The organism is Solirubrobacter phytolaccae (assembly GCF_027587195.1).
In the GTDB taxonomy this organism is placed as follows: Bacteria; Actinomycetota; Thermoleophilia; order Solirubrobacterales; family Solirubrobacteraceae; genus Solirubrobacter; species Solirubrobacter phytolaccae.
The window spans coordinates 1-20,217 of the sequence record NZ_JAPDDP010000092.1; the positions used below are offsets into that span (position 1 = coordinate 1).

The window sequence follows — 20,217 nt, forward strand, 5'->3', positions numbered from 1 at the left end:
CTACGATCCGACTTAGGCCGCGGCGGTGGCCTTGCGGGTGAGGGCGGCGGCGCGCTGCTGGGTGCCGCGCTCGCCCGTGGTGATCGCGCGGCGGGTGGCGGCGCGTAGCTCCCGCAGCTGCTGGTGCAGGCGCGTGCGGTGGCGGGCGACGTGGTGGCCGGGCGCGCGCGAGAGCCGTGCGAGCGTGCGGGCGCGGTCCAGCACCGCGCGGCGGCTCTGGCGATGCAGGCGCGCGGCGGAGCCGGACAGGGCCGCGCGCGCCGCGGTGCAGTCGACGGGGACGGCGGTCTCGGCCGCGTGTGTGGGCGTCGAGCAGGCGACGGCGGCGACGTCGTCGAGCAGCGTGCGGTCCGTGTGGTGGCCGACGCTCGAGATGACCGGCACGCGCAGCAGCGCGACCGTGCGGCAGAGCGTCTCGTCGCAGAACGCGAACAGGTCGGCGAGCGACCCGCCGCCGCGCGCGACGACGATCACCTCGACCTCCTCGCACGCCGCGAGGTCCTGCAGCTTGCGCGTGATCGCGGGCGCGGCGTGGCGATCCTGGACCGGCGCGAAGCCCCACACGACCCGCCCGGCCCAGCCGCGCCGGCGCAGGCCCGCCAGGACGTCGTCGCGCGCCTTGCCCGACTCGCCCGTGACGACGCCGATGACCTTCGGCAGCCGCGGCCGCGGCAAGGCCTTCTGCGGCTCGAACAGGCCCTCGGCGTGCAGCCGCTTGCGGAGCTGGTCGAGCTGCGCGAGCAGGTCCCCCTCGCCCGCGACCCGCAGTCGCGTGACCGAGAACGAGAACGACGGCGACGCGGTCCGCGAGCCCGGGTAGTAGTCGCACCCGCCCGCCACGACGACCTGCGCGCCGTCCGCGAGCGCCCCGACCTTGAGCTTGTCGAAGTCCTCGCGCCACATCGAGCACGGAATCGCGCCGCCGGCGTCCCGCAGCTCGAACCACACCTTGGCCCGCCCGGCCTTGAAGCCGAAGACCTCACCGAACACCTGCACGCGCGTGAAGCCGCGCAGGCGGTCCTTGAGCGCGGCGGCGTACTGGCCGACCGCGAACGGACCCGTGAGGGTGGAGCCGGGAATGCCGTCCATGCGCGCTTGAAGCTAGACGGCGGGGTGGACGGCGCCGTCAGCCGCGCGGGCGGCGGCCCGTCACGGACCCACGCGACGCCAGGCGTTGGCGAGGCGCGTACACGCGCCGCGGCGCCCGCGCTGAAGCGTGGGGCGGCCTGTCATGCGCCGACGCCGCCAGCAGCTCCAGCAGCAACACGGTGAGCAGCACGTCCCGGGCGGCATCCGCGTGGCGACCGGAGGTCGCGCGGAGCGCCAGGACGAGCAGCTCGTTCAACCCTTGGTCGCTCCGGGCAGGTAGCGGGGCTGCTCGTGGTCGTTGACGCTCGCGAGGGTGCCGATGCCGTCCTCGTTGGGCGTGCCGCGGACCTCGCCGGTGAAGCCGAGGCTCTCGAGCTTGGCGATCTCGCCCTCGCCGTAGAGGCGGACGGGGCTGTCCGTGGGCAGGCCGGCGATGAGCTTCCGGACCCGGTTGCGGATCTGGTAGGAGAAATGCGGCGTGGCGGACGCGACGAGCTGACGGATGTCGTCGGTGGTCACCTCGCGGGTTCCGCGGACGCGTTCGGGCTGCTCGGCTTCGGCCATCTGCTCAGGGTGCTCCGGAATCGACGGGGTGGATCTCCAGCAGAGTATCTATGCGGGCCTGGACGGCGGCGGCCATCGCGCTCTCGTCGCCGATGATCCAGCCGTGGTTGTAGACGCCGCGGACGGCTGGGGTGGCGTCGTCGTAGCCCGGCTGGATGTCCAGGAGGTAGTTCTGGAGCGGCTCCGCGAGCACGCCCGCGTCGCTCACGAGCAGCAGCGGGCCGTACTTGCCGTGCGCGCTCAAAGGCGCCGCGGCGGCCGCGTCCTGGGGGCGGCGGACGTTCGCGAACACGAGCCCGTGGCCCGGGTCGACCACGGACCAGCCGAAGTTGCCGTCCGCGTAGCGGGCGAACGCGATCGCGGTGTTGGAGGCGTCACCGGCCGCGATCCGCTTCACCGTCCCGAGCTTCCCCAGCGCGTCGATCACGGCCTCCGGCACGGCGTCCTCGGGCCCGAGCACGTAGATCGCGGCGTTCTTGTGGGTCTTCAGGGCCGCCTCGGTCTCCGGCGGCACACCCTGCGCGGTCACCCACAGCAGCGGGTTGCCGGAGTACGCCGCCCAGCCCGCGGCGGGCATCGCGTACTCGGGACGGTCGGAGCTCGCGACCACCACCGCGGTCGACGCCGCGCCGGCGGCCGCGGTCTGCAGCCGGTCCACCGCCGCGGCCAACGCCGCCGGTGAGGCGGCCGCCGGGATGTCCGTGGTCTTGTAGCCGTCCACCGGTGCCTTGGTCCCGACGCGGATGACCTGCGCGCCGCCCGCCTCCTTGGAGCCGGTCGGCTGCAGCGCGTCCAGCGCGGCGCGGGTGGCGTCCGGGATCGTGTCGCCGTCCGCGAACAGCAGCGGCGCGCGGATCGGCTTGGCCGCCAGCACCGACGCGGCGAGCCCGGTCTGCCAGGTCCGCGCCTCGGCGAGGATCACGGCCGTGGGGCGGGACTCGGTCGTGCGCGCGGGATACGTCGCCAGCGCGACCCCCGCGGCGTCGGCGATCGCGTCCGCGCCGGCGACCCGCGTCGTGTTCTTGGTGGCGAACACCGGGAAGCCGAGCGGCGGCCCGCTGGCGGGGACCTCGCTCCCGCCCTGGCCCTTGACGGGCGGGGTGGAAGGCGGCGTGGCGGTAGGAGGCGCGTCGCCGCTGCCACCGCAGCCGACGACGAGCACGACCAGCGCGAGCAGGCAAGCGATCAGACGCACCCGGACGAGGCTACTCAAGGTTCGCCGCATCGGGTCGATCTATGATCAAACACGCTTCATCCCCCGGATGGGGCGTATCACTGGACAATTGACCGCGGCTTTCGATAGGTTGCCGCGTACGCCGAGCTTCTCGTTGGTCGCGAGAAGACGGGGGACCCAAGCAGTTGGGGCGAGTCACGCGCAAGCGTGAGACGCAGGCTCTTTCAGCGTCAGCCCGTCAGCTAACCCCGTAGGCCGACGAAAGAGGAATAGGTTGCTTTCCCTGCGGGCGTTCGCCCTTGCGGTCTCGACATCGTTAACGCTGGTTCTTCCCGCCACGGCTCTGGCGCAAGCTCCGGCTCCCGACAAGTCCGGCGGTGCCGTGTACCAGGCGCCGACGCCGGTGCCGACCCCGCCGCCCGCCCCCACGGACATCGTCGTCCCCGGCGCCGTGGCCCAGCTGCTCCCCGACGGCACCGCGGCCGCTCCGGCCGACGCGCCGCCGCAGGTGCAGCAGGCGATCTTCGCCGCCAACAAGATCCAGGACAAGCCGTACCGCTACGGCGGCGGCCACGCCAAGGTCGAGGACAAGGGCTACGACTGCTCCGGCACCGTCTCCTACGCGCTGCTCGGCGGCGGCGAGACGCTCGGCCTCGAAGGCCCGCTGGACTCCGGCAGCTTCATGAGCTGGGGCGAAGCCGGCGCGGGGCAGTGGATCACGATCTACACCAACCCGGGCCACGCCTACGCCGTCATCGCCGGCCTGCGGCTGGACACCAGCATCGGCTCGTCGCCCCGTGGCGCCGACCGCAAGCTCGCCGCCCAGCACAAGAAGGCCATGGACCGTGGCCCCCGCTGGCGCCCCTGGGAGCGCTCCTCCCGCGGGTTCAAGAAGCGCCATCCCGTCGGCTTCTAGTCCCGCCGGGTACGCTTGGTCGGACTCGATCAGTCCGACCACACACGAAAGGGAGGTGCCGTGGCCGGTATGTCCGGGCGGTTCTCCACGGTAATTAAGTCCAAGATCAACAAGATGCTCGACAAGGCCGAGGATCCTGCTGAGACCCTGGAGTACAGCTACCAGAAGCAGATGGAGCTCCTTCAGCAGGTCAAGAAGGGCATTGCCGACGTCGTCACCTCCAAGAAGCGTCTGCAGCTCCAGCAGCAAAAGCTCGAGCAGCAGGTCGTGAAGCTGGACACGCAGGCGCGGCAGGCGCTTGCCCAGAATCGCGAGGATCTGGCGCGCGTCGCGCTCGAGCGCAAGCAGTTCGCCCAGGGCGAGCTGCAGGGCCTGGACACCCAGGTCCAGGAGCTCGAGGCGCAGCAGCAGTCGCTCGTCGACAAGGAAGCGAAGCTCCGCTCCAAGATCGACCAGTTCCGCACCAAGAAGGAGGTCATCAAGGCGCAGTACTCCGCCGCTGAGGCCTCCGTGAAGATCTCCGAGGCCGCGTCCGGCGTGGGCGAGGAGATGGCCGATGTCGGCATGGCGATGCAGCGTGCGGTCGACAAGACCGAGAACATGCGCGCTCGCGCCAACGCGATGGACGAGCTCGAGGCCTCGGGCGCGTTCGACGACCAGCTGAGCCTCACGGCCGGCCAGGACGACATCGACCGTCAGCTCCACGAACTCAGCTCGCAGTCCGCGGTCGACGACGATCTCGCGCGGCTCCGTGCCGAGCTCGGCACCGGCTCCGCTCCGCAAGGGGAGCTCGGCGCCGGCGAGGCCACCAAGTCCGAGGAGAAGCCGGCGTGATCGTACGGATCGCGACGGAGGGGCAGTACGAGCTGCCCGACGAGGACGTGGATCGCCTCAACGAGCTCGACAACGAGCTCGTGACGATCGTCGAGTCCGGCGACGAGGAGCGCTTCGGTGAAGTGTTCGCGTCGCTCATCGAGCTCGTCCGCAGCGACGGCACGCCCGTCGCCGACGACGTGCTCGAGGAGTCGGACGTGATCCTGCCGCCGCCCGACCTCACGTTCGAGGAAGCCGGCGAGCAGTTCAGCGGCGAGGGCCTCATCCCGGACTAAGGCGCCCTGAGCCGAAGAACCGCAGCACCCTGCGGGCGCCTCGCCGCGCCTGACGCCCGCCGGCGAGCTCGCGAGTACCACCAGTACTAGCCAGCTCACCGGCGAACGCCAGCCACGACGATGCGGGCCGCAGGGCACGGCGAACCTTCAACTCAGGACGCCAGCGGGGGGTAACCAGAGACGCAAGAAGCGGGGTGGCTGGTCTGGTCGCCACCCCGCCGGGCGCATACCGTTCCTCCACGATGAACGTGCGCCGCATGACCGAGACCACCCTTTACGTCGCTTTGAGCGCGGCGCTCGGGTTCATCTCGTTCCTCACGTTGTCGATCTCACTCGCGGTCGGCATCCCGACGCTGCTCCTGGCGCTGGCCGGCGCACCGCTCGTCGCGCTGGCGTTCTTCTCCGCGCATGTCCTCGCGCGGATCGAACGCCGCCGCGCCGCCGCCCTCCTCGGCATCGAGTTCCCCACCCGCGCGTTCCCCCGCGAGGGTTCGGTGCCAGTGCGGGCGGTGGCGTGGGTGAGCTCCCGCGGCGCCTGGATGGAGATGCTCTACGGGCTCGTCGCGCTGCCGATCGTCGGCGCGCTGGGCGGGGCGCTCGTGTTCTGGGCGTGGGGCGCGGCGATCGGCCTGCTCAGCTACCCGCTGTGGGGCTGGGCAACCCCCGGCGACGACGTCTTCGGCCTGCCCTACGTCCCGGCCGCCTTCCTGCACCTCGTGCTCGGACTGGCCGCCCTCGGCGCGGCGCCGTGGCTCGGCCGCGGGATCGCCGCCGTCCAGGTGGCGATGGCGCGGCTGCTGCTCGAGCCGGGCGAGCGTGAGCGCCTCTCCGCCCGCGTGGACACGCTGGAGGAGACCCGCGCCGGCATGGTCGCCGCCGCCGACGCCGAGCGGCGCCGGATCGAGCGCGACCTGCACGACGGCGCGCAGCAGCGGCTCGTCGCGCTGGCGATGACGCTCGGCCGCGCCCGCGCGTCCGAGGACCCGGTGCACACGCAGCGGCTCGTCGCCGAGGCGCACGGGGAGGCCAAGGAGGCGCTCGTGGAGCTGCGCAACCTGGCGCGAGGCATCCACCCGGCGGTGCTGACCGACCGTGGGCTGGACGCCGCCGTCAGCGCCCTCGCCGCGCGCTGCCCGGTGCCGGTGGCCGTCGACGTCGACCTGCCGCTGCGCTGCAGCCCCGGCAGCGAGGCGATCGCGTACTTCTTCGTGGCCGAGGCCCTGACCAACGTCGCCAAGCACGCCCAGGCGTCCCGCGCGTGGCTCAGCGCCGAGCTTCAGGGCGACCGGCTGGTGGTCGAGGTGCTCGACAACGGGATCGGCGGCGCGGAGCTCAACGGCACCGGCCTGGTGGGCCTCAGGGACCGCGTGCGTGCGGTTGATGGTGAGATGACCGTTGTGAGCCCACTAGGACACGGAACCAATCTGCGCGTGGAGTTGCCATGCGAGCGGTGATCGCCGAGGACGCGGTGCTGCTGCGCGAGGGCCTCGTGCGCCTCCTCGAGGAGGGCGGCTTCGAAGTCGTCGACGTCGTCGACAACGGCGAGGCGCTGATCCGCTCCGTCCAGGAGCACCAGCCGGACGTGTGCGTCGTCGACGTGCGCATGCCGCCCACGTTCAACGACGAGGGCGTCAAGGCCGCGCTCGTGATCCGCAAGCAGTGGCCGGACGTCTCGATCCTGATGCTCTCCCAGTACGTCGAGGAGCGCTACGCGGTCGACCTGATCGCGGGCGACTCGCGCGGCATCGGCTACCTGCTCAAGGACCGGGTGGCCGACGTGCGCGAGTTCCTCGAGGCGCTGCGCCGCGTCGCCATGGGCGGCGCCGCGCTGGACCCGGAGGTCGTCACGCAGCTGCTCGTACGCTCGGGCAAGCGGGACCCGCTGGAGAAGCTCTCGCCGCGTGAGCGCGAGGTGCTCGGCCTGATGGCCGAGGGCCGCACGAACGGCCTGATCGCGGAGTCGCTCGTCGTCACCGAGGGCGCCGTCGAGAAGCACGTCACGAACATCTTCAACAAGCTCGGGCTGCCCCCGGCCGACCAGGCGCACCGTCGCGTCCTGGCCGTCCTGCGGTACCTCGAGCACGGGACGGACAACCACGCATGACCCGCCGCACGGATCGTCGCCTCGCGCTGCTCGCCGGAGGCCTGCTCGCCCTCTTCTTCACCATGTGCGCCGCGATCTCGGTCGCGTCGTGGAGTGTCGGCACGGTCGAGGGCAACTCGACCCGCACGATCGCCGGCCCGGTCGACGAGCTGGTGGTGGAGTCGAGCAACGGCGACGTGACGATCCTGCGGTCCGACGACGGCAAGATCCACATCGACGGCCGCGCCGAGGGCACGTTGCACGCGCCCGCGCCGCGGATCGAGGTCGACGGCTCGCTCGTGCACGTCACCGCCAACTGCCCGGTGTGGGGCTTCGGCGACTGCAACTCCGAGGTCATCCTGCGGGTGCCGGGGAGCACGGCCGTGACCGTCGACGCCGGTTCGGGGGACATCGTCGCCCGCGACCTCGGCGGGGCCGCGAACCTGCACACCTCCTCGGGCGACATCGCGGTCGACGGGAGCGCGCGCGACGTCACGCTCGATTCCGGCTCCGGCGACATCATCGCCCGCGCCCTGAGCGGCGACCGCGCGATGGCCGAGACCGCCTCGGGCGACGTGGACCTGCGGTTCGCGGGTCCGCCGCTCAGCGCCGACGCCGACACGGGCTCCGGCGACATCCGCATCCTCGTCCCCTCCGGCGTCGAGGACTACCGGGTCGAGATGGACACCGGGAGCGGCAAGACGAACACCGGCGTCAGCGAGAGCACCAGCTCGAACCGCCTCCTGCGGGCCGACTCGGGCTCGGGCGACATCCTCATCGACTACGGCGGCTGAGTACCCTCGGCGGCGATGAGCGCCGCCGACGACCTCGACGCGTACTTCAGCGACTTCTACCTGCGGATCTACGCGCACACGGATCCCGCTGAAGACGCGGCGGAGGCGCTCGCCGCGGCGCGCCTGGCGAAGGCGGCTCCTGAGCACGAGATCCTGGATGTCGGCTGCGGGTTCGGCCGGCATTGCGTGCCGCTCGCCGAGGCGGGCTATCGCGTCACGGGTGTGGACCGGTCGCAGACGCTGCTCGACGAGGCGCGCAGGCGTGCCGGCTCCGCGCGCTGGCCCAAGTTCGCGCGCGCCGACTACCGCGAGCTGCCGTTCGCGGACGACCGGTTCGACGCCGCCCTGAACCTCTTCTCGCTCGGCTATCAGGAGGATGCGCGGGTGCTCGCGGAGACCCGGCGCGTGCTCAAGCCGGGCGGCAGGCTCGTGCTGGAGACCAAGCATCGCGACCAGCTCGTGCGGACGTGGCAGGACAACGACTGGCGGCTCGTGGGCGAGGGGCGCCTGCTCCTCGAGCAACGCACGTTCGAGCCCGTGGAGGGCGTGACGCAGACGATCCAGACGCTCATCGAGGCCAGCGGCGAGCGCGAGTCCAGGCCGACCACGGCGCGGATCTACACCGCGTCCGAGCTCGTCGCCCTGCTGCGCGCGGCGGGGTTCGGCGAGGTCAAGTGCTGGGGCGGCTGGAACCTCGAGCCCTTCACGCCCGACAGCCGCCTGGTGATCGTCGCGATCGCCTAGATCGGGATTCCCCACAAGGGGAACCAGCGCTCGAGCTCGGGCTCGATCGGCAGGTCGGCGCCGATCTGGGCCTTCAGCCGCAGCTCGCGCTCGTTGTCGCGCTGCTGCGCGCCGCCGGCCGGCACGAACGGGTAGAACCCGCCGCGCTTGTAGTTGTAGATCCAGTAGAGCTTGCGGTCGCGGGCGTCCTTGAGGGCGAACACGGCGCACAGCACGCGGTCGCCGTAGCCGCCGCCCTGGATCGCGCTCGAGACCGCGTTGACGCCGACGACGAGGTCTTCCATGTCGGGGTCGTTGAGGATCATCCAGCGGTAGCCGAACTCGTCGTCGTCCGAGGTGACGGTGGTGCCCGTCTCCTCGCCCGTCGCGTTCACGACCTCCTCCATGTCCTTGACGATGCCTTCGAAGTCGGCGGTCGCCAGCGGCTGGAAGACGATCGCGGCCTGGCCCGTGGTCGTCAGCTCGAGCTCCATCTCGAGCTTGATGTACGCCGTGGACATGGCGAACAGCCGGTCCGCGGCAGGCTGCTTGAGCTCGCGCTTGCCGCGGAGGATGTCGAAGAGGCCCATGTGCGGGAGCTTAGACCCGCTGGCCCTGGAGCTGAGCCTCGAGGCGGGAAAGAGCCTCGATGCGCTTCTCCATCGGCGGGTGCGTGGCGAACAGGCCGCCGATGCTCGTCGGGAAGATGAAGAACGCGTTCAGCTCGCTCGACGCGCGCAGGTCCTGCTTGGGGATCTGCGCCATCCCGCTGGAGATCTTGTAGAGGGCGCTGGAGAGCGCGCTCGGCCGGCCCGTGATGAGCGCCGCGCCGCGGTCGGCCGCGAACTCGCGGTACCGCGACAGCGCCTGGATGAGCAGGAACGAGACGAAGTAGACGACCAGCGAGACGAGGAACAGCACGAGCACGCTCGGGCTGTCGTCGTCATCGGAGGACGAGCCGCCGCCGAAGAAGAAGCCGAACTGGACGATGTAGGCGGCGATCGTGGCGAAGAAGGACGCCACGGTCATGATCGCCACGTCGCGGTTGGCGACGTGCGTGAGCTCGTGCGCCATGACGCCCTCGAGCTCCGCCGGCGTGAGCAGCTCCATGATGCCCGTGGTGGCGCACACGGTCGCGTTCTTGGGCGAGCGGCCCAGCGCGAACGCGTTCGGCATCCGCGTGTTGGCGATCGCCACCTTCGGCTTCGGCAGGTCGGCCTGCACGCACAGGCGGTCGATCATCGCGTGCAGCTGCGGCGCCTCCTGCGGCGTGACGACGCGGGCGCCCATGGCGGCCAGCGCGAGCTTGTCCGACGTGAAGAACTGCAGCGCGGCGAGGCCGACGAGGATCACGATCATGAAGACCGCGTCTTCGAGGAAGAAGAAGAGCACGCCGCCCAGCACCACGTACACGGCGCCGAGCAGCAACAACGTGGTGGCCATGCGGATCTGGAGGCCGGTGTCCTTGCCGAACGAGGTGGGTCTGGGCATCTGGTCTCTCATTTTCGCAGCCGCTGCAACGGCCTTATCAAGATTTACGGCCGAGCCCACTAGCCTCGGGGCCTGATGCAGTCGCGTGCGGTCTGGGCCGCTGCTGTATGCCTGTGCTTGCTCATTCCCGTCGGCTCGTCCGCGGCGCAGTCCCCTGGCTCGATCCAGGAGAAGATCGACCGCAAGAACGGGCTGATCGGCGGGCACAAGGCCAAGGAGCGCGTGCTCACGAGCGACATCGCGTCGCAGTCCAAGCGCATCAACGGCCTGCAGACGGACATCGACACGCTCTCCGCCCGCCAGCGCAAGCTGCAGACCTCGCTCGACGCCAAGCGCGATGAGCTCGCCGTCGTCCAGCGCAAGCTGCGCACCGAGCGCGCCCGGCTGACCCGCCTGAAGGCCCGTCTGCTTGTCGTGCGCCGCACGCTCGCGCAGCGCCTGCTCGACCTCTACAAGGCCGGCGACCCGGACCTCATCTCGGTCGTCCTGGACTCCAACGGCTTCGAGGACCTACTGACCCGCACCGAGTTCATGACCCGCATCTCCAAGCAGGACGCGAAGATCATGAACCTGGTCGCGGCCGCGAAGACGGACGCCACCGCGACCGAGGCCCGGCTGGACAAGCTCGAGGCGCGCGAGGCCAAGGTCGCCGCCGCGATCGAGTCCGAGCGCGACAAGGTCTCCACGGTCCGCGTCGGGCTCGTGGACCGGCGCGAGCGGATTCAGACCGCCCGCGCGTCCAAGCAGACGCTGCTGGTCAGCTCGCGGGAGCGCCGCCACGACCTCGAGGACGACGTCGAGAGCCTGCGCGAGGCGCAGGCCAAGGTCCAGGCGCGGCTCGCCCGCCTCTCCGGCGGCCCCGCGACGGCCGGCCCGATCAAGCCCGGCCAGGGCGGCCTCATCTGGCCCGTCAACGGCCCGATCACGTCGCCGTTCTGCGAGTCCCGATCGTGGGAGTCCTGCCATCCGGGCATCGACATCGGCGTCCCGGCGGGCACGCCGATCCGCGCCGCCGCGTCCGGCAAGGTCGTCCTGATCCAGAGCGAGGCCGCGTCCGGCGGCTACGGCAACTTCACCTGCATCCAGCACACGAGCTCGCTCTCCACGTGTTACGCGCACCAGTCGCGGTTCGCGACCTCGATGGGCGCGAGCGTCAAGCAGGGCCAGGTGATCGGCTACGTTGGGTGCACCGGCCGTTGCTTCGGGGACCATCTCCATTTCGAGACCCGGGTCAACGGCTCCGTCGTGTCACCGATGAACTACCTCTAGCCCCGCTTGTATCCAGAGCTCAACCTCGGTCCTTTGACCATCCAGATGTTCGGGCTGTGCCTGGGCATCGCGTTCCTCGTCGCCGGGTGGATGGTCGCGCGGCGCCTGAAGGAGCTCGGCCGGCCGGTCGACCTCGCCTACGAGATGGTCTTCGCCGCGCTCGTCGGTGGGATCGTGGGCGCCAAGCTCTGGTTCCTGGCCGAGAACGGCGGCCCGCTGTTCAGTGGCACCGGCCTCACGTTCTACGGCGGCCTGATCGGCGGCGCGCTGGCCGTGATCGCCTGGACGAGCTACAAGGGCGCGCTGGACCTCAAGCTCGCCGACGCCGTCGTCCCCTCGCTGGCCGCGGCCTACGCGATCGGCCGGATCGGCTGCCAGTTCGCCGGCGACGGCGACTACGGCAAGGACTGGGACGGCCCGTGGGCGATGTCCTACCCCGACGGCACCGTGCCGATCGACACGCCCGTGCACCCGACGCCGATCTACGAGACGCTGATCATGGGCGCGTTCGCGATCGTCCTCTGGCGCCTGCGTGACCGCTTCCGGCCGGGCATCCTGAGTGGCATCTACCTGATCGGCGTCGGCGTCGAGCGCTTCCTGATCGAGTTCCTGCGCCGCAACGACGCGGTCGCGCTCGGGCTCACCCAGGCGCAGTGGGTGTCGGTCGGCTTCATGGTCGCCGGCGTGGCGCTCCTGCTGGTCCTCCGCGGCCGCGTCAGCGCACCCGCCGCTCGCACCGCGTAGGGACTCCCTAACCTCTTCGGCCGTGCCCGCCACGGCCAGCCACCTGTACCCGCACGCCTCGAGCGTCGATGACGGCCGCCTGAGCATCGGCGGCTGTGATGCCGCCGACCTCGCGCGCGAGTTCGGCACGCCGCTCTACGCCGTCGCGGAAGACGACCTGCGCGCCCGCGCCCGCGAGTTCCGCGCGGCGATGGGCGAGGGCGAGGTCATCTTCGCCTCCAAGGCCTTCCCGTGCACCGCCGTGCTGCGCGTGTTCGAGGAGGAGGGTCTGTCCGTCGACGTCGCGTCGGGCGGTGAGCTCGCGCTCGCCACGAGCGCCGGCTTCAGCGGCGACCGGATCATCCTGCACGGCAACGCGAAGTCCGCGCGGGAGCTGGAGGCGGCCGTGGACGCGGGCGCCCGGATCGTCGTCGACAACTTCGACGACATCGACAAGCTCGACGCGCTCGGCAAGCCCGCGAACGTGCTCATCCGCGTCACGCCGGGCGTCGTCGCCGACACGCACGCCGCGATCCTGACGGGCCACGCGGGCTCGAAGTTCGGCTTCAGCCTCGCGCAGGCGCCGCTGGCCATCGAGCGGCTGACCAACGCGCCGTGGGCGGACCTGCACGGCCTGCACATGCACATCGGCTCGCAGCTGTTCGACCTCGAGCCGTGGCGACTGGCGGTCGAGGCGATCGCCACCCTCGGCGACTTCCCCGCCTACGACCTCGGCGGCGGCCTCGCCGTGGCCTACACGGATCGCCGCCCGCCGAGCGTCACCGAGTTCGTGGGCAACATGGTCGCGTCCGCCAACGAGCTGCTCGGCACCGGCAAGCGCCTGAGCATCGAGCCCGGCCGCGCGCTCACCGCCAGCGCCGGCGTGACGCTCTACACGGTCGAGTCGGTCAAGGACGTGGATCTGCCCGACGGCAACGTGCGCTTCGTCGCCGTCGACGGCGGCATGAGCGACAACCTGCGCCCGATGCTCTACGACGCCCCCTACCAGGCGGATCTGGTTGATCGCGTGGGCGCGGCGGGCACACCCTGCACGGTGGTGGGCAAGCACTGCGAGTCGGGTGACGTGCTGATCCGGGAGACGGCGCTGCACGAGCCGAAGCCGGGCGACGTGCTCGTGACCCCGGTGACCGGCGCCTACGTGTACGCGATGGCCAACAACTACAACGGCGTCCCCAGGCCGCCCGTCGTCTTCTGCAAGGACGGCGAAGCCCGCCTGGTCGTGCGCCGTGAGACCTTCGAGGACCTGCATGGCCGAGACGTATAGGGTCGGGCTCCTCGGGCACGGCACCGTGGGTGCCGCGTTCGAGCAGCTGCTCGCCGAGCGCGCGGACGCGATCGCCCACATCACCGGCGTACGCCCGGAGGTCACCGGTGTGCTCACGCGCTCGCGCGGCGACTTCGAGGAGATCCTCGCCGGCAGCGACCTGGTCGTGGAGCTGATCGGCGGCATCGACCCGGCGCGCGACTACGTCCTGCGCGCGATGCGGGCCGGCAAGCACGTCGTCTCCGCCAACAAGCTCCTGCTGGCGAGCCACGGCGAGGAGCTGTGGAGCACGGCCCGCGAGCACAACGTCCAGCTGCGCTTCGAGGGCGCGGTGGCCGGCGTCGTGCCCGTCATCCGCGTCCTGCAGGAGACCCTGGCGGGCGCGCACGTGGAGCGCATCCACGGCATCGTCAACGGCACGACGAACTTCATCCTGTCCGAGATGGCCCGCGGCGGGACGGCCTACGCCGACGCGCTCAAGCGCGCGCAGGAGCTGGGCTACGCCGAGGCCGACCCGACCGACGACGTCACCGGCAAGGACGCCGCCGCCAAGATGGCGATCCTCGCCCGGCTCGCGTTCTCGACCCCGGTCACGCTCGACCAGGTCACCTACGAGGGCATCGAGCACATCACCGGCGAGGACATGAACTACGCGCGGGACTTCGGGCTCGCGCTGAAGCTGATCGGGACCGCCGAGCGCGTCGACGACGGCATCAGCGTCCGCGTGCACCCCGCGTTCCTGTACCCCGGCCACCCGCTCGCGTCCGTCAACGGCTCCTTCAACGCCGTCACGGTCGAGTCGGAGGCGATCACCGAGATCACGCTGTCCGGCCCCGGCGCGGGCGGCCCGCAGACCGCGAGCGCCGTCATCGGCGACGTGATCAGCGCGATGATCCCACCCGCCTCGACGCCGGAGACGACCGCGTCGCTGCCGGTCGTGGCCGACGTGAAGTCCGCGTTCTACCTGGCGATGGAAGTCGACGACGAGCCGGGCGTGCTCGCCCAGGTGGCCGAGGTGCTCGGCATGCAGGGCGCGTCGATCAAGTCCGTCGTCCAGCGCGGGCTGGGCGGCCAGGCGCGGCTGGTGATGGTCATCCACCCGCTGCTCGAATCCCGCTTCTACGGCGCTGTCCAGCTGCTCGCGCGGATGCCGTTCGTGCGGTCGGAGCCGCGCGCGATCCGCGTGCTCGACGAGGAGTTCAACGACTGATGGGCCTCATGACCCGCTACGCCGACCGGTTGCCGTTCGCCCCGGGCGACCCGGTCATCTCGCTGGAAGAGGGCTCGACGCCGCTCGTGCTCGCCGAGCGCCTGTCCGAGCGCGTCGGCAAGGAGGTGTGGCTGAAGGTCGAGGGCGCGAACCCGACCGGCTCCTTCAAGGACCGCGGCATGACGTGCGCGGTCTCCGACGCCGTCCGCAACGGCGCCGAGACCGTCATCTGCGCGTCCACGGGCAACACGGCGGCATCGCTGGCCGCCTACGCCGCTCGCGCCGGCCTGCGCGGCGCCGTGATCGTCCCGGACGGCAAGATCGCCACGGGCAAGCTCGCCCAGGCGCTGATGCACGGCGCGCGCGTGATCGCCCTGCGCGGCAACTTCGACGAGGCCCTGAAGCTCGTCCGCGAGCTCACCCAGCGCCACCCGATCGCGCTGGTGAACTCGGTCAACCCGTTCCGCCTGGAGGGCCAGAAGACGGCGGCCTTCGAGCTGCTGGACTCGCTCGGCGAGCTCGACGCGCTCTGCATCCCGGTCGGCAACGCGGGCAACGTGACCGCGTACTGGAAGGGCTTCAAGGAGATGGGCGCAGCGCCGCGCCTGTTCGGCTTCCAGGCCGAGGGCGCCGCGCCGCTCGTGACCGGCAAGCCGTTCCCGAACCCGGAGACCGTCGCGAGCGCGATCCGGATCGGCAACCCGGCGCGCTGGGAAGAGGCGATGGACGCCTTCACGTCCTCGCACGGCCGCGTGGCCGCCGTCAGCGACGACCAGATCCTGGACGCCTACCGCTTCCTGGCCGCCAACGAAGGCGTGTTCTGCGAGCCCGCTTCGGCCGCCTCCGTCGCGGGGCTGCTCGCCCACGGCGTGGAGGACGCCGAGCGCGTCGTCTGCGTGCTCACCGGCAACGGGCTCAAGGATCCCCAGACCGCCCTCGCGCAGGCCGGCGCCGTCGTGCCGTGCGAGCCCGACATGGCGGCGGTCGAGAAGGCCGTCCTGGGTTGAATAGGCGGCGGACCGTCCGCGTCCCCGCGTCCTCGGCCAACCTCGGCCCGGGGTTCGACGTCATGGGCGCGGCGCTCGACCTGCACATGGAGGTCGACGTCGTCGAGACGGGGCAGTTCGCCGTCCACACCGACCTGCGGATCGCGCGCGACCGCCGCAACCTGATCGTCCGCGGCTTCCAGGCGCTCGCGCCGGCCGACGACTTCGAGTTCACGATCCGGTCCGACATCCCGCTGAGTGGCGGGCTCGGGACGAGCGCGGCGGCGATCGTCGCCGGCCTCGCCGCCGCCGACTCGATCTTCGAGCTGGGCGCCGACGTGCTCGCCGAGGCGACCAAGATCGAAGGGCACCCGGACAACGTCGCCGCGGCGCTGCTCGGCGGCTTCGTGTTGTGCGTCGACGGCCACGCGGAGCGCTTCGACCCGCCGCCCGGGCTCGAGTGCCTGCTCGTCGTGCCCGGTCAGGCCGTGCGCACGCAGAAGGCCCGCGAAGCGCTGCCCTCCCGGATCCCGATGAGCGACGCGGTGTTCAACATCGCCCACGCCTCGATGCTCGTGCTCGGCCTCGCGCGCGGTGACCTGGGCCTCGTGGCGCGCGGGCTCGGCGACCGGCTGCACCAGCCGCGCCGCGCCCATCTCTACCCGCGCTCGTGGGAGCTCGTCCAGGAGGCCAAGGCTCTCGGCGCGCTGGGAGCGACGATCTCCGGCGCCGGCCCGACGGTGCTCGTCTGGTGCGACTTCGAGAGCAGCGGCGTGGTCGCCGAGCGCCTGCACGAGCACGCCGACGGCTGGGCCGACGTGCACCGCGTGCCCTTCACGCCTACCGGCGCTGAAGTCCGGCTCTAACTCGCACGGCGCCGGGCCGGATCTGCACGAGCTCGCAGACCTGGTTGGCGATCCACAGGCCGCGGCCGCCGAAGGCGTCGACGTCCGGACGGGTGCGCCCGGCGAACGGGTCGCGGATGATGCCCTGGTCGCGCACGTCGCACACGAGCGCGTCGTCCTCGCGCCACAGGCGCACGATCCCGCGGCCGCCGCCGTGCTGGACGCTGTTGATCGCGACCTCGTCGACCGCGAGCACGAAGTCGGGCTCGCCGCCCGCGTCGCGCACGAGCTGACGGACCTCCGACAGCGACTCCAGGTCGAAGCCGAGCACGCGCGAGCCGGTGGGCGGGGGCGGCAGCGGCGCGAGCGGGAGCGGCTCGTCGCGGTAGTGCGGGCTCGGCGCGCCGTCGACGATCGGGTGGCTCCGGCACGCCTCGTGCAGGACGTCCTCGGACAGCCCGCCCGCGTCGTACGGGCACAGCAGCGCGAAGTCCTCCTCGAAGGCGACGTTCAGCAGCGACTCGTGCAGCTGGCACTCGACGAGCTCGTCCGGCCCGCGGCCTGGGTAGATCGGCTCGCCGACGCCGCGCACCGGGCCACGGTGGGCCTCGACGTACTCGCGCCAGAAGGGGATGATCCGCGCCGGGTTGCGGTCGATCTCGATGAGCTCCACGCGCGTGGCGTCCTCGCCGAGCGCTTCCCGCAGCGGCGCCAGCGTCTGCTCGCGCGCGGCCACACGCACCGGCTCCTGCCGTTGCAGACCTTCGCGGACGTACGGCAGGACTCCGGCGAGCAGCCCGTCGGTGCCGTGGTAGCGGAGCGCTTCGTGAAGGAAGGCCACGGCCCTCAGGCCACTACGGCGCGGATGGCCTCGATGAGCGGGCCGTCGTCGTCGCCCTTCTCGAGGTACGCGTCGGCGCCTTCGCCGAGCGCGCCTTCCTGCATCAGCCGCACGTAGCCCGAGTACACGATCACCTTCACGCCCGGCGCCACGGCGCGGATCTCGTTCAGGAGCGTGTTGTCGCCGGGCTTGCCGAGCGTGTCCAGCAGCACGACGTCCGCCGTGGTCTCGGCCAGCGCCGCCAGCGCCGCCTCGGCCGTGTGGGCCTGGCCGGCGTGCACGATGTCCTCGTGCTCCGCGAGCCAGAACGCGACGAGACGCGTGAACGCCTCCGAGTCGTCGCAGTGGAAGACGCTGATCCCCATGCCGACGCGTCAGTGTAGGAGCAACGGGGCCAAAGCGCCACGGGGCTCTTCGCGCCCGATGCGCGCGAGGACCTCGTCCGCCAGCGCGTAGTAGTCCTGGCCGAGGTCCGGACGGTACTCCAGGATGGAAAGCGCTTTCTCGGCCGACTCGGCGTAGGCGATCGACGAGCGGATCACGGCGGCGAACACCTTCTCGCCGTAGGTCTGGAGCAGTTGCGCGTACGCGTCGCGTGAGTGCTTGGTCCGCATGTCGGCGATGTTGAGCAGCACGCCGACGAGCTCGAGGTCGTCGTTGTAGTACTCGCGGACCTGCTCGATCAGCTCGTTCGCGCCGGTCGTGCCCTGCAGCGCGAAGTACTGCGCCTCGCTCGAGATGAGCGCGTAGTCGGCCGCGACGAGCCCGTTGATCGTGAGCAGGCCGAGCGCCGGCGGGCAGTCGATCAGGATCACGTCGTAGGCCTTGCGCACGTCCTTGAGCGCTTTCTTGAGCACGAGCTCGCGGCCCATCTTGCCGGAGAGGGCGCGCTCCACCTCCGCCAGGTTCAGCGAGGACGGGATGACGCCGTCGTGGACGGCCTCCTTGGCCTTCGCGTCGCCGGACAGGACGTCGGCGACGGTCGGCGAGGCGTCACGGGCCACGTCGAAGTAGTCCGAGAGGTTGCCCTGCGGGTCGAGGTCGATCGTCAGCACGTCGAGGCCGACCTGCCGGAGCACGTCAGCCAGCGTACGGACGGTCGTGGTCTTGCCCGTGCCGCCCTTGAGCGACAGGACCGCGATCGTGTCGGCCATGCGTGGGCGAACCCTACAGGGAGCGCTATTCGGTCAGGGCAGCCGGTTCGGCGGAGCTGGGCACCGCCGCGGTGTCCATGAAGTACAGCGCGTGCCGGCCGACGAGGATCTCGTCGCCGTCCGCCAGCGGGCTCCACTCCACGCGCCGGCCGTTGACCTGGATGCCGTTGAGCGAGCGGTCGTCCAGGACGCGGACACCGCCTTCCTCGCTGGCGACCAGGGCGTGGCGGCGCGACACCGTCGCGTCGTCGAAGCGGATGTCGGCGGCGAGCGAGCGGCCGATCCGCGTCCACTCGCGCGTGACCGGGATCACGACGATGCGCTCGTCCTGCTCGAACGCCAGGTAGCGGCCGGGCCCGCCAAGGCCCGCGCGGGCTTCCTGCAGCCACGCCGGGGGATCCGGGCGTGCTGAGACGCGCAACATCTCCGTCCCCGGCAGGGTGCCGGTGTACTGGGTGTCGTCGTCGAAACGTGGGTCCTTCAAGACAGCTTCCTCCCTGGGTTCGACCGACCCCTCCGCTCCGGGATCATAACCCCGAGGGCGTGGGGCGACGACCCCATCTTGGAGATTGGCTTGCAGCGGGAGGGCTGACGGCCCCCGCCGCGAAGCTCACGGGCATGGCCTCCCTGTCGCTTCTCAAACCGTTCGGGCCCCCGGAGCTCTCGTTCGTCCGGGCCTCGATGCGGGCCCTCGCCGGCGGCCGGCGCGGGTGCGAGCACTGCCACCGCACCCCGCTCCTGGGCGAGACGGTCTACATGTACGGCGAGCGCATGGTCTGCGAGCTCTGCCGCCCGCTGCGACGCGGCGAAGCGCCCGGCCGGATGGAGATCGTGCACTCGGCTGAGCGCGACCACACCGTGCGTCGTCGCCTCGCCGCCTAAAATGCCGCGGTGATGGATCCCATCACCGCCCACGTCGTCATCGACCGCCCCCGCGAAGAGGTCTTCGAGTACCTCGCGGACATCGCCAACCACCCCGAGTTCAGCGACCACTTCACGTCCCAGTGGCGGCTGACGCGGGAGGAGTCCTACGGCCGCGGGGCCGGAGCGCGCTACAAGCTGGACGCGCCGCTGGACCGGTTCTCGTGGAACGACATGACGTTCATCGAGGTCAAGCCGCCGTTCCAGATCGTCGCGGCCGGTCGCGGTGGGAAGTTCAACCGCAACGAGACCTGGACGACCTGGACGCTCCAGCCCTCGGGCAGCGCCACGCGCCTCGAGGTCACGACGGAGACTGCCCCCAAGCTGCCGACCGACCGCTTCATCGAGGCCGTCACGGCTCGCCGCGTCTGGTACAAGCGCAAGCTGGGCAAGGCGCTGACCCGCGTGCAGAGCATCCTCGAGGAAGACTCCGGCCGCGGGGCGCGCGCCACCGTCGGCGGGTTGTAAGGTCCAGCGCTCGCCATGCGTCGTTTTCTAGCTCTTGCCGCTGTCGTTGCCCTGGGTCTGTCCGGGTGCGGGGACAAGCACGCCTTCAACCACGAGGCCGAGACCGAAGGTGAGTACGTGGACGTGGGCAACCTCGTCTACCAGGTCCAGATGTCTCGCTTCCTGAACCCGAGCGACCGGGAGGACCGTGAGTACCTGACGGGCCTGCCCGCGGGCGTCAGCCCGACGCTGCCCGGCGACGAGACGTGGTTCGGCGTCTGGATGCGGGTCAAGAACTACACGAACGAGACGATCCAGCCGGCCGAGGACATCTCCGTCCTGGACACGGAGGAGAACCGGTACGAGCCGGTTCCGCTCGCGGAGTCGAATCCGTTCGCGTACAACCCGCGCCCGCTCGGCGCGGACCAGGTGCTCCCGCTGCCGGACACGGCGGCGGCCAGCGGCCCGATCCAGGGCTCGCTGATCCTCTATCGCCTCAAGACCGATTCGCTGCAGAACCGGCCGCTCAAGCTCGAGATCGAGAAGCCGGGCTCCGAGACGGCTGAGATCGACCTCGACCTCTAGGTCGGGGC

General features: G+C 71.2%; 26 protein-coding genes and 1 riboswitch. Of the genes, 16 read left to right on the forward strand and 10 right to left on the reverse strand.

From position 1 onward, the window contains the following. Positions 1-12 precede the first annotated feature (12 nt). Genes xseA through OJ997_RS31765 form a run of 4 tightly spaced genes read right to left on the reverse strand, consistent with a single transcriptional unit; the run spans position 13 to position 2,848 of the window. The gene (xseA, locus tag OJ997_RS31750) at positions 13-1,089 is read right to left on the reverse strand and encodes an exodeoxyribonuclease VII large subunit (protein WP_270029394.1); all 1,077 of its coding nucleotides are present in this window, start codon (positions 1,087-1,089) and stop codon (positions 13-15) included. A 37-nt stretch (positions 1,090-1,126) separates the two neighbouring features. Further along, positions 1,127-1,345: a hypothetical protein gene (locus OJ997_RS31755; RefSeq protein WP_270029395.1), complete on the reverse strand. Its 219-nt coding sequence runs from the start codon at positions 1,343-1,345 to the stop codon at positions 1,127-1,129. Continuing rightward, complete coding sequence (locus OJ997_RS31760; protein WP_270029397.1) at positions 1,342-1,653, reverse strand: hypothetical protein; 312 nt, start codon at positions 1,651-1,653, stop codon at positions 1,342-1,344. The genes OJ997_RS31755 and OJ997_RS31760 overlap by 4 nt, the downstream gene beginning before the upstream one ends. A 4-nt stretch (positions 1,654-1,657) precedes the next feature. Next, positions 1,658-2,848, reverse strand: a complete 1,191-nt coding sequence (locus OJ997_RS31765; protein ID WP_270029398.1) for a cell wall-binding repeat-containing protein — start codon at positions 2,846-2,848, stop codon at positions 1,658-1,660. A gap of 109 nt (positions 2,849-2,957) precedes the next feature. After that, a riboswitch (cyclic di-AMP (ydaO/yuaA leader) is annotated at positions 2,958-3,099 on the forward strand. A gap of 110 nt (positions 3,100-3,209) precedes the next feature. Between OJ997_RS31765 and OJ997_RS31770 the strand changes: the two genes are divergently transcribed. The 7 genes from OJ997_RS31770 to OJ997_RS31800 all read left to right on the forward strand — a co-directional run bounded on the left by OJ997_RS31770 (position 3,210) and on the right by OJ997_RS31800 (position 8,473). Further along, complete coding sequence (locus tag OJ997_RS31770) at positions 3,210-3,743, forward strand: hypothetical protein (RefSeq protein ID WP_270029399.1); 534 nt, start codon at positions 3,210-3,212, stop codon at positions 3,741-3,743. A gap of 69 nt (positions 3,744-3,812) precedes the next feature. Further along, positions 3,813-4,577: a PspA/IM30 family protein gene (locus OJ997_RS31775; protein ID WP_270029400.1), complete on the forward strand. Its 765-nt coding sequence runs from the start codon at positions 3,813-3,815 to the stop codon at positions 4,575-4,577. Beyond that, positions 4,574-4,852: a PspA-associated protein PspAA gene (gene pspAA / locus OJ997_RS31780; RefSeq protein ID WP_270029402.1), complete on the forward strand. Its 279-nt coding sequence runs from the start codon at positions 4,574-4,576 to the stop codon at positions 4,850-4,852. Before OJ997_RS31775 ends, pspAA begins: the two co-directional genes overlap by 4 nt. A gap of 242 nt (positions 4,853-5,094) precedes the next feature. Then, positions 5,095-6,306, forward strand: a complete 1,212-nt coding sequence (locus OJ997_RS31785; RefSeq protein ID WP_270029404.1) for a sensor histidine kinase — start codon at positions 5,095-5,097, stop codon at positions 6,304-6,306. Beyond that, complete coding sequence (locus OJ997_RS31790; protein WP_270029405.1) at positions 6,294-6,956, forward strand: response regulator; 663 nt, start codon at positions 6,294-6,296, stop codon at positions 6,954-6,956. The genes OJ997_RS31785 and OJ997_RS31790 overlap by 13 nt, the downstream gene beginning before the upstream one ends. After that, positions 6,953-7,729: a DUF4097 family beta strand repeat-containing protein gene (locus OJ997_RS31795; protein WP_270029406.1), complete on the forward strand. Its 777-nt coding sequence runs from the start codon at positions 6,953-6,955 to the stop codon at positions 7,727-7,729. The genes OJ997_RS31790 and OJ997_RS31795 overlap by 4 nt, the downstream gene beginning before the upstream one ends. 15 nt (positions 7,730-7,744) lie before the next feature. After that, positions 7,745-8,473 (forward strand): class I SAM-dependent methyltransferase, encoded by a 729-nt coding sequence (locus OJ997_RS31800; RefSeq protein WP_270029407.1) that lies wholly within the window; start codon positions 7,745-7,747, stop codon positions 8,471-8,473. Here the strand turns inward: OJ997_RS31800 and pspAB are convergent. Further along, complete coding sequence (pspAB, locus tag OJ997_RS31805; protein ID WP_270029408.1) at positions 8,470-9,042, reverse strand: PspA-associated protein PspAB; 573 nt, start codon at positions 9,040-9,042, stop codon at positions 8,470-8,472. The two genes, OJ997_RS31800 and pspAB, sit on opposite strands and share 4 nt — an antisense overlap. A 10-nt stretch (positions 9,043-9,052) precedes the next feature. Further along, positions 9,053-9,943 (reverse strand): zinc metalloprotease HtpX, encoded by an 891-nt coding sequence (gene htpX / locus OJ997_RS31810; RefSeq protein ID WP_270029410.1) that lies wholly within the window; start codon positions 9,941-9,943, stop codon positions 9,053-9,055. 117 nt (positions 9,944-10,060) lie between these two features. Here htpX and OJ997_RS31815 point away from each other — a divergent pair, with 117 nt between their 5' ends. From OJ997_RS31815 to thrB, 6 genes are read left to right on the forward strand one after another with little or no spacing between them, the layout of a single operon-like run. Further along, positions 10,061-11,212 (forward strand): murein hydrolase activator EnvC family protein, encoded by a 1,152-nt coding sequence (locus OJ997_RS31815; protein ID WP_270029411.1) that lies wholly within the window; start codon positions 10,061-10,063, stop codon positions 11,210-11,212. 33 nt (positions 11,213-11,245) lie between these two features. After that, complete coding sequence (locus OJ997_RS31820) at positions 11,246-11,956, forward strand: prolipoprotein diacylglyceryl transferase (protein WP_270029412.1); 711 nt, start codon at positions 11,246-11,248, stop codon at positions 11,954-11,956. A 22-nt stretch (positions 11,957-11,978) separates the two neighbouring features. Further along, the gene (gene lysA, locus OJ997_RS31825) at positions 11,979-13,220 is read left to right on the forward strand and encodes a diaminopimelate decarboxylase (RefSeq protein WP_270029413.1); all 1,242 of its coding nucleotides are present in this window, start codon (positions 11,979-11,981) and stop codon (positions 13,218-13,220) included. After that, positions 13,204-14,430 carry a homoserine dehydrogenase gene (locus OJ997_RS31830; RefSeq protein ID WP_270029414.1) on the forward strand — a complete coding sequence of 409 codons (1,227 nt, stop codon included), beginning with the start codon at positions 13,204-13,206 and terminating at the stop codon, positions 14,428-14,430. The genes lysA and OJ997_RS31830 overlap by 17 nt, the downstream gene beginning before the upstream one ends. Further along, the gene (thrC, locus tag OJ997_RS31835; protein ID WP_270029415.1) at positions 14,430-15,437 is read left to right on the forward strand and encodes a threonine synthase; all 1,008 of its coding nucleotides are present in this window, start codon (positions 14,430-14,432) and stop codon (positions 15,435-15,437) included. The genes OJ997_RS31830 and thrC overlap by 1 nt, the downstream gene beginning before the upstream one ends. Then, on the forward strand, positions 15,434-16,282 hold the full coding sequence (gene thrB / locus OJ997_RS31840) for a homoserine kinase (protein WP_270029416.1): 849 nt from the start codon (positions 15,434-15,436) through the stop codon (positions 16,280-16,282). The genes thrC and thrB overlap by 4 nt, the downstream gene beginning before the upstream one ends. Here the strand turns inward: thrB and OJ997_RS31845 are convergent. From OJ997_RS31845 to OJ997_RS31860, 4 genes are read right to left on the reverse strand one after another with little or no spacing between them, the layout of a single operon-like run. Next, on the reverse strand, positions 16,257-17,102 hold the full coding sequence (locus OJ997_RS31845; RefSeq protein ID WP_270029417.1) for an anti-sigma factor RsbA family regulatory protein: 846 nt from the start codon (positions 17,100-17,102) through the stop codon (positions 16,257-16,259). The two genes, thrB and OJ997_RS31845, sit on opposite strands and share 26 nt — an antisense overlap. Before the next feature lie 5 nt (positions 17,103-17,107). After that, a complete protein-coding gene (locus tag OJ997_RS31850) occupies positions 17,108-17,467 on the reverse strand; it encodes a response regulator (protein ID WP_270029418.1) in 360 nt (119 codons plus the stop codon). A 9-nt stretch (positions 17,468-17,476) separates the two neighbouring features. Next, a complete protein-coding gene (locus OJ997_RS31855) occupies positions 17,477-18,256 on the reverse strand; it encodes a ParA family protein (protein WP_270029419.1) in 780 nt (259 codons plus the stop codon). 25 nt (positions 18,257-18,281) lie between these two features. After that, complete coding sequence (locus OJ997_RS31860) at positions 18,282-18,740, reverse strand: FHA domain-containing protein (RefSeq protein WP_270029420.1); 459 nt, start codon at positions 18,738-18,740, stop codon at positions 18,282-18,284. A gap of 134 nt (positions 18,741-18,874) precedes the next feature. Here OJ997_RS31860 and OJ997_RS31865 point away from each other — a divergent pair, with 134 nt between their 5' ends. The 3 genes from OJ997_RS31865 to OJ997_RS31875 are packed head-to-tail and all read left to right on the forward strand — an operon-like array spanning position 18,875 to position 20,209. Then, the gene (locus OJ997_RS31865) at positions 18,875-19,138 is read left to right on the forward strand and encodes a hypothetical protein (RefSeq protein ID WP_270029421.1); all 264 of its coding nucleotides are present in this window, start codon (positions 18,875-18,877) and stop codon (positions 19,136-19,138) included. Positions 19,139-19,150: 12 nt separating this feature from the next. Beyond that, a complete protein-coding gene (locus OJ997_RS31870) occupies positions 19,151-19,645 on the forward strand; it encodes an SRPBCC family protein (RefSeq protein ID WP_270029422.1) in 495 nt (164 codons plus the stop codon). 15 nt (positions 19,646-19,660) lie between these two features. After that, positions 19,661-20,209, forward strand: a complete 549-nt coding sequence (locus tag OJ997_RS31875; RefSeq protein ID WP_270029423.1) for a hypothetical protein — start codon at positions 19,661-19,663, stop codon at positions 20,207-20,209. Positions 20,210-20,217: the final 8 nt, after the last annotated feature.

Bases quoted from the DNA above. Each gene is read 5' to 3' on its own strand.
- xseA (WP_270029394.1), bottom strand. From the start codon at position 1,089: ATGGACGGCATTCCCGGCTCCACCCTCACGGGTCCGTTCGCGGTCGGC.
- OJ997_RS31760 (WP_270029397.1), bottom strand. From the start codon at position 1,653: ATGGCCGAAGCCGAGCAGCCCGAACGCGTCCGCGGAACCCGCGAGGTG.
- OJ997_RS31775 (WP_270029400.1), top strand. From the start codon at position 3,813: ATGTCCGGGCGGTTCTCCACGGTAATTAAGTCCAAGATCAACAAGATG.
- OJ997_RS31785 (WP_270029404.1), top strand. From the start codon at position 5,095: ATGAACGTGCGCCGCATGACCGAGACCACCCTTTACGTCGCTTTGAGC.
- OJ997_RS31790 (WP_270029405.1), top strand. From the start codon at position 6,294: ATGCGAGCGGTGATCGCCGAGGACGCGGTGCTGCTGCGCGAGGGCCTC.
- OJ997_RS31795 (WP_270029406.1), top strand. From the start codon at position 6,953: ATGACCCGCCGCACGGATCGTCGCCTCGCGCTGCTCGCCGGAGGCCTG.
- OJ997_RS31800 (WP_270029407.1), top strand. From the start codon at position 7,745: ATGAGCGCCGCCGACGACCTCGACGCGTACTTCAGCGACTTCTACCTG.
- pspAB (WP_270029408.1), bottom strand. From the start codon at position 9,042: ATGGGCCTCTTCGACATCCTCCGCGGCAAGCGCGAGCTCAAGCAGCCT.
- htpX (WP_270029410.1), bottom strand. From the start codon at position 9,943: ATGCCCAGACCCACCTCGTTCGGCAAGGACACCGGCCTCCAGATCCGC.
- OJ997_RS31830 (WP_270029414.1), top strand. From the start codon at position 13,204: ATGGCCGAGACGTATAGGGTCGGGCTCCTCGGGCACGGCACCGTGGGT.
- thrC (WP_270029415.1), top strand. From the start codon at position 14,430: ATGGGCCTCATGACCCGCTACGCCGACCGGTTGCCGTTCGCCCCGGGC.
- OJ997_RS31850 (WP_270029418.1), bottom strand. From the start codon at position 17,467: ATGGGGATCAGCGTCTTCCACTGCGACGACTCGGAGGCGTTCACGCGT.
- OJ997_RS31855 (WP_270029419.1), bottom strand. From the start codon at position 18,256: ATGGCCGACACGATCGCGGTCCTGTCGCTCAAGGGCGGCACGGGCAAG.
- OJ997_RS31865 (WP_270029421.1), top strand. From the start codon at position 18,875: ATGGCCTCCCTGTCGCTTCTCAAACCGTTCGGGCCCCCGGAGCTCTCG.
- OJ997_RS31870 (WP_270029422.1), top strand. From the start codon at position 19,151: ATGGATCCCATCACCGCCCACGTCGTCATCGACCGCCCCCGCGAAGAG.
- OJ997_RS31875 (WP_270029423.1), top strand. From the start codon at position 19,661: ATGCGTCGTTTTCTAGCTCTTGCCGCTGTCGTTGCCCTGGGTCTGTCC.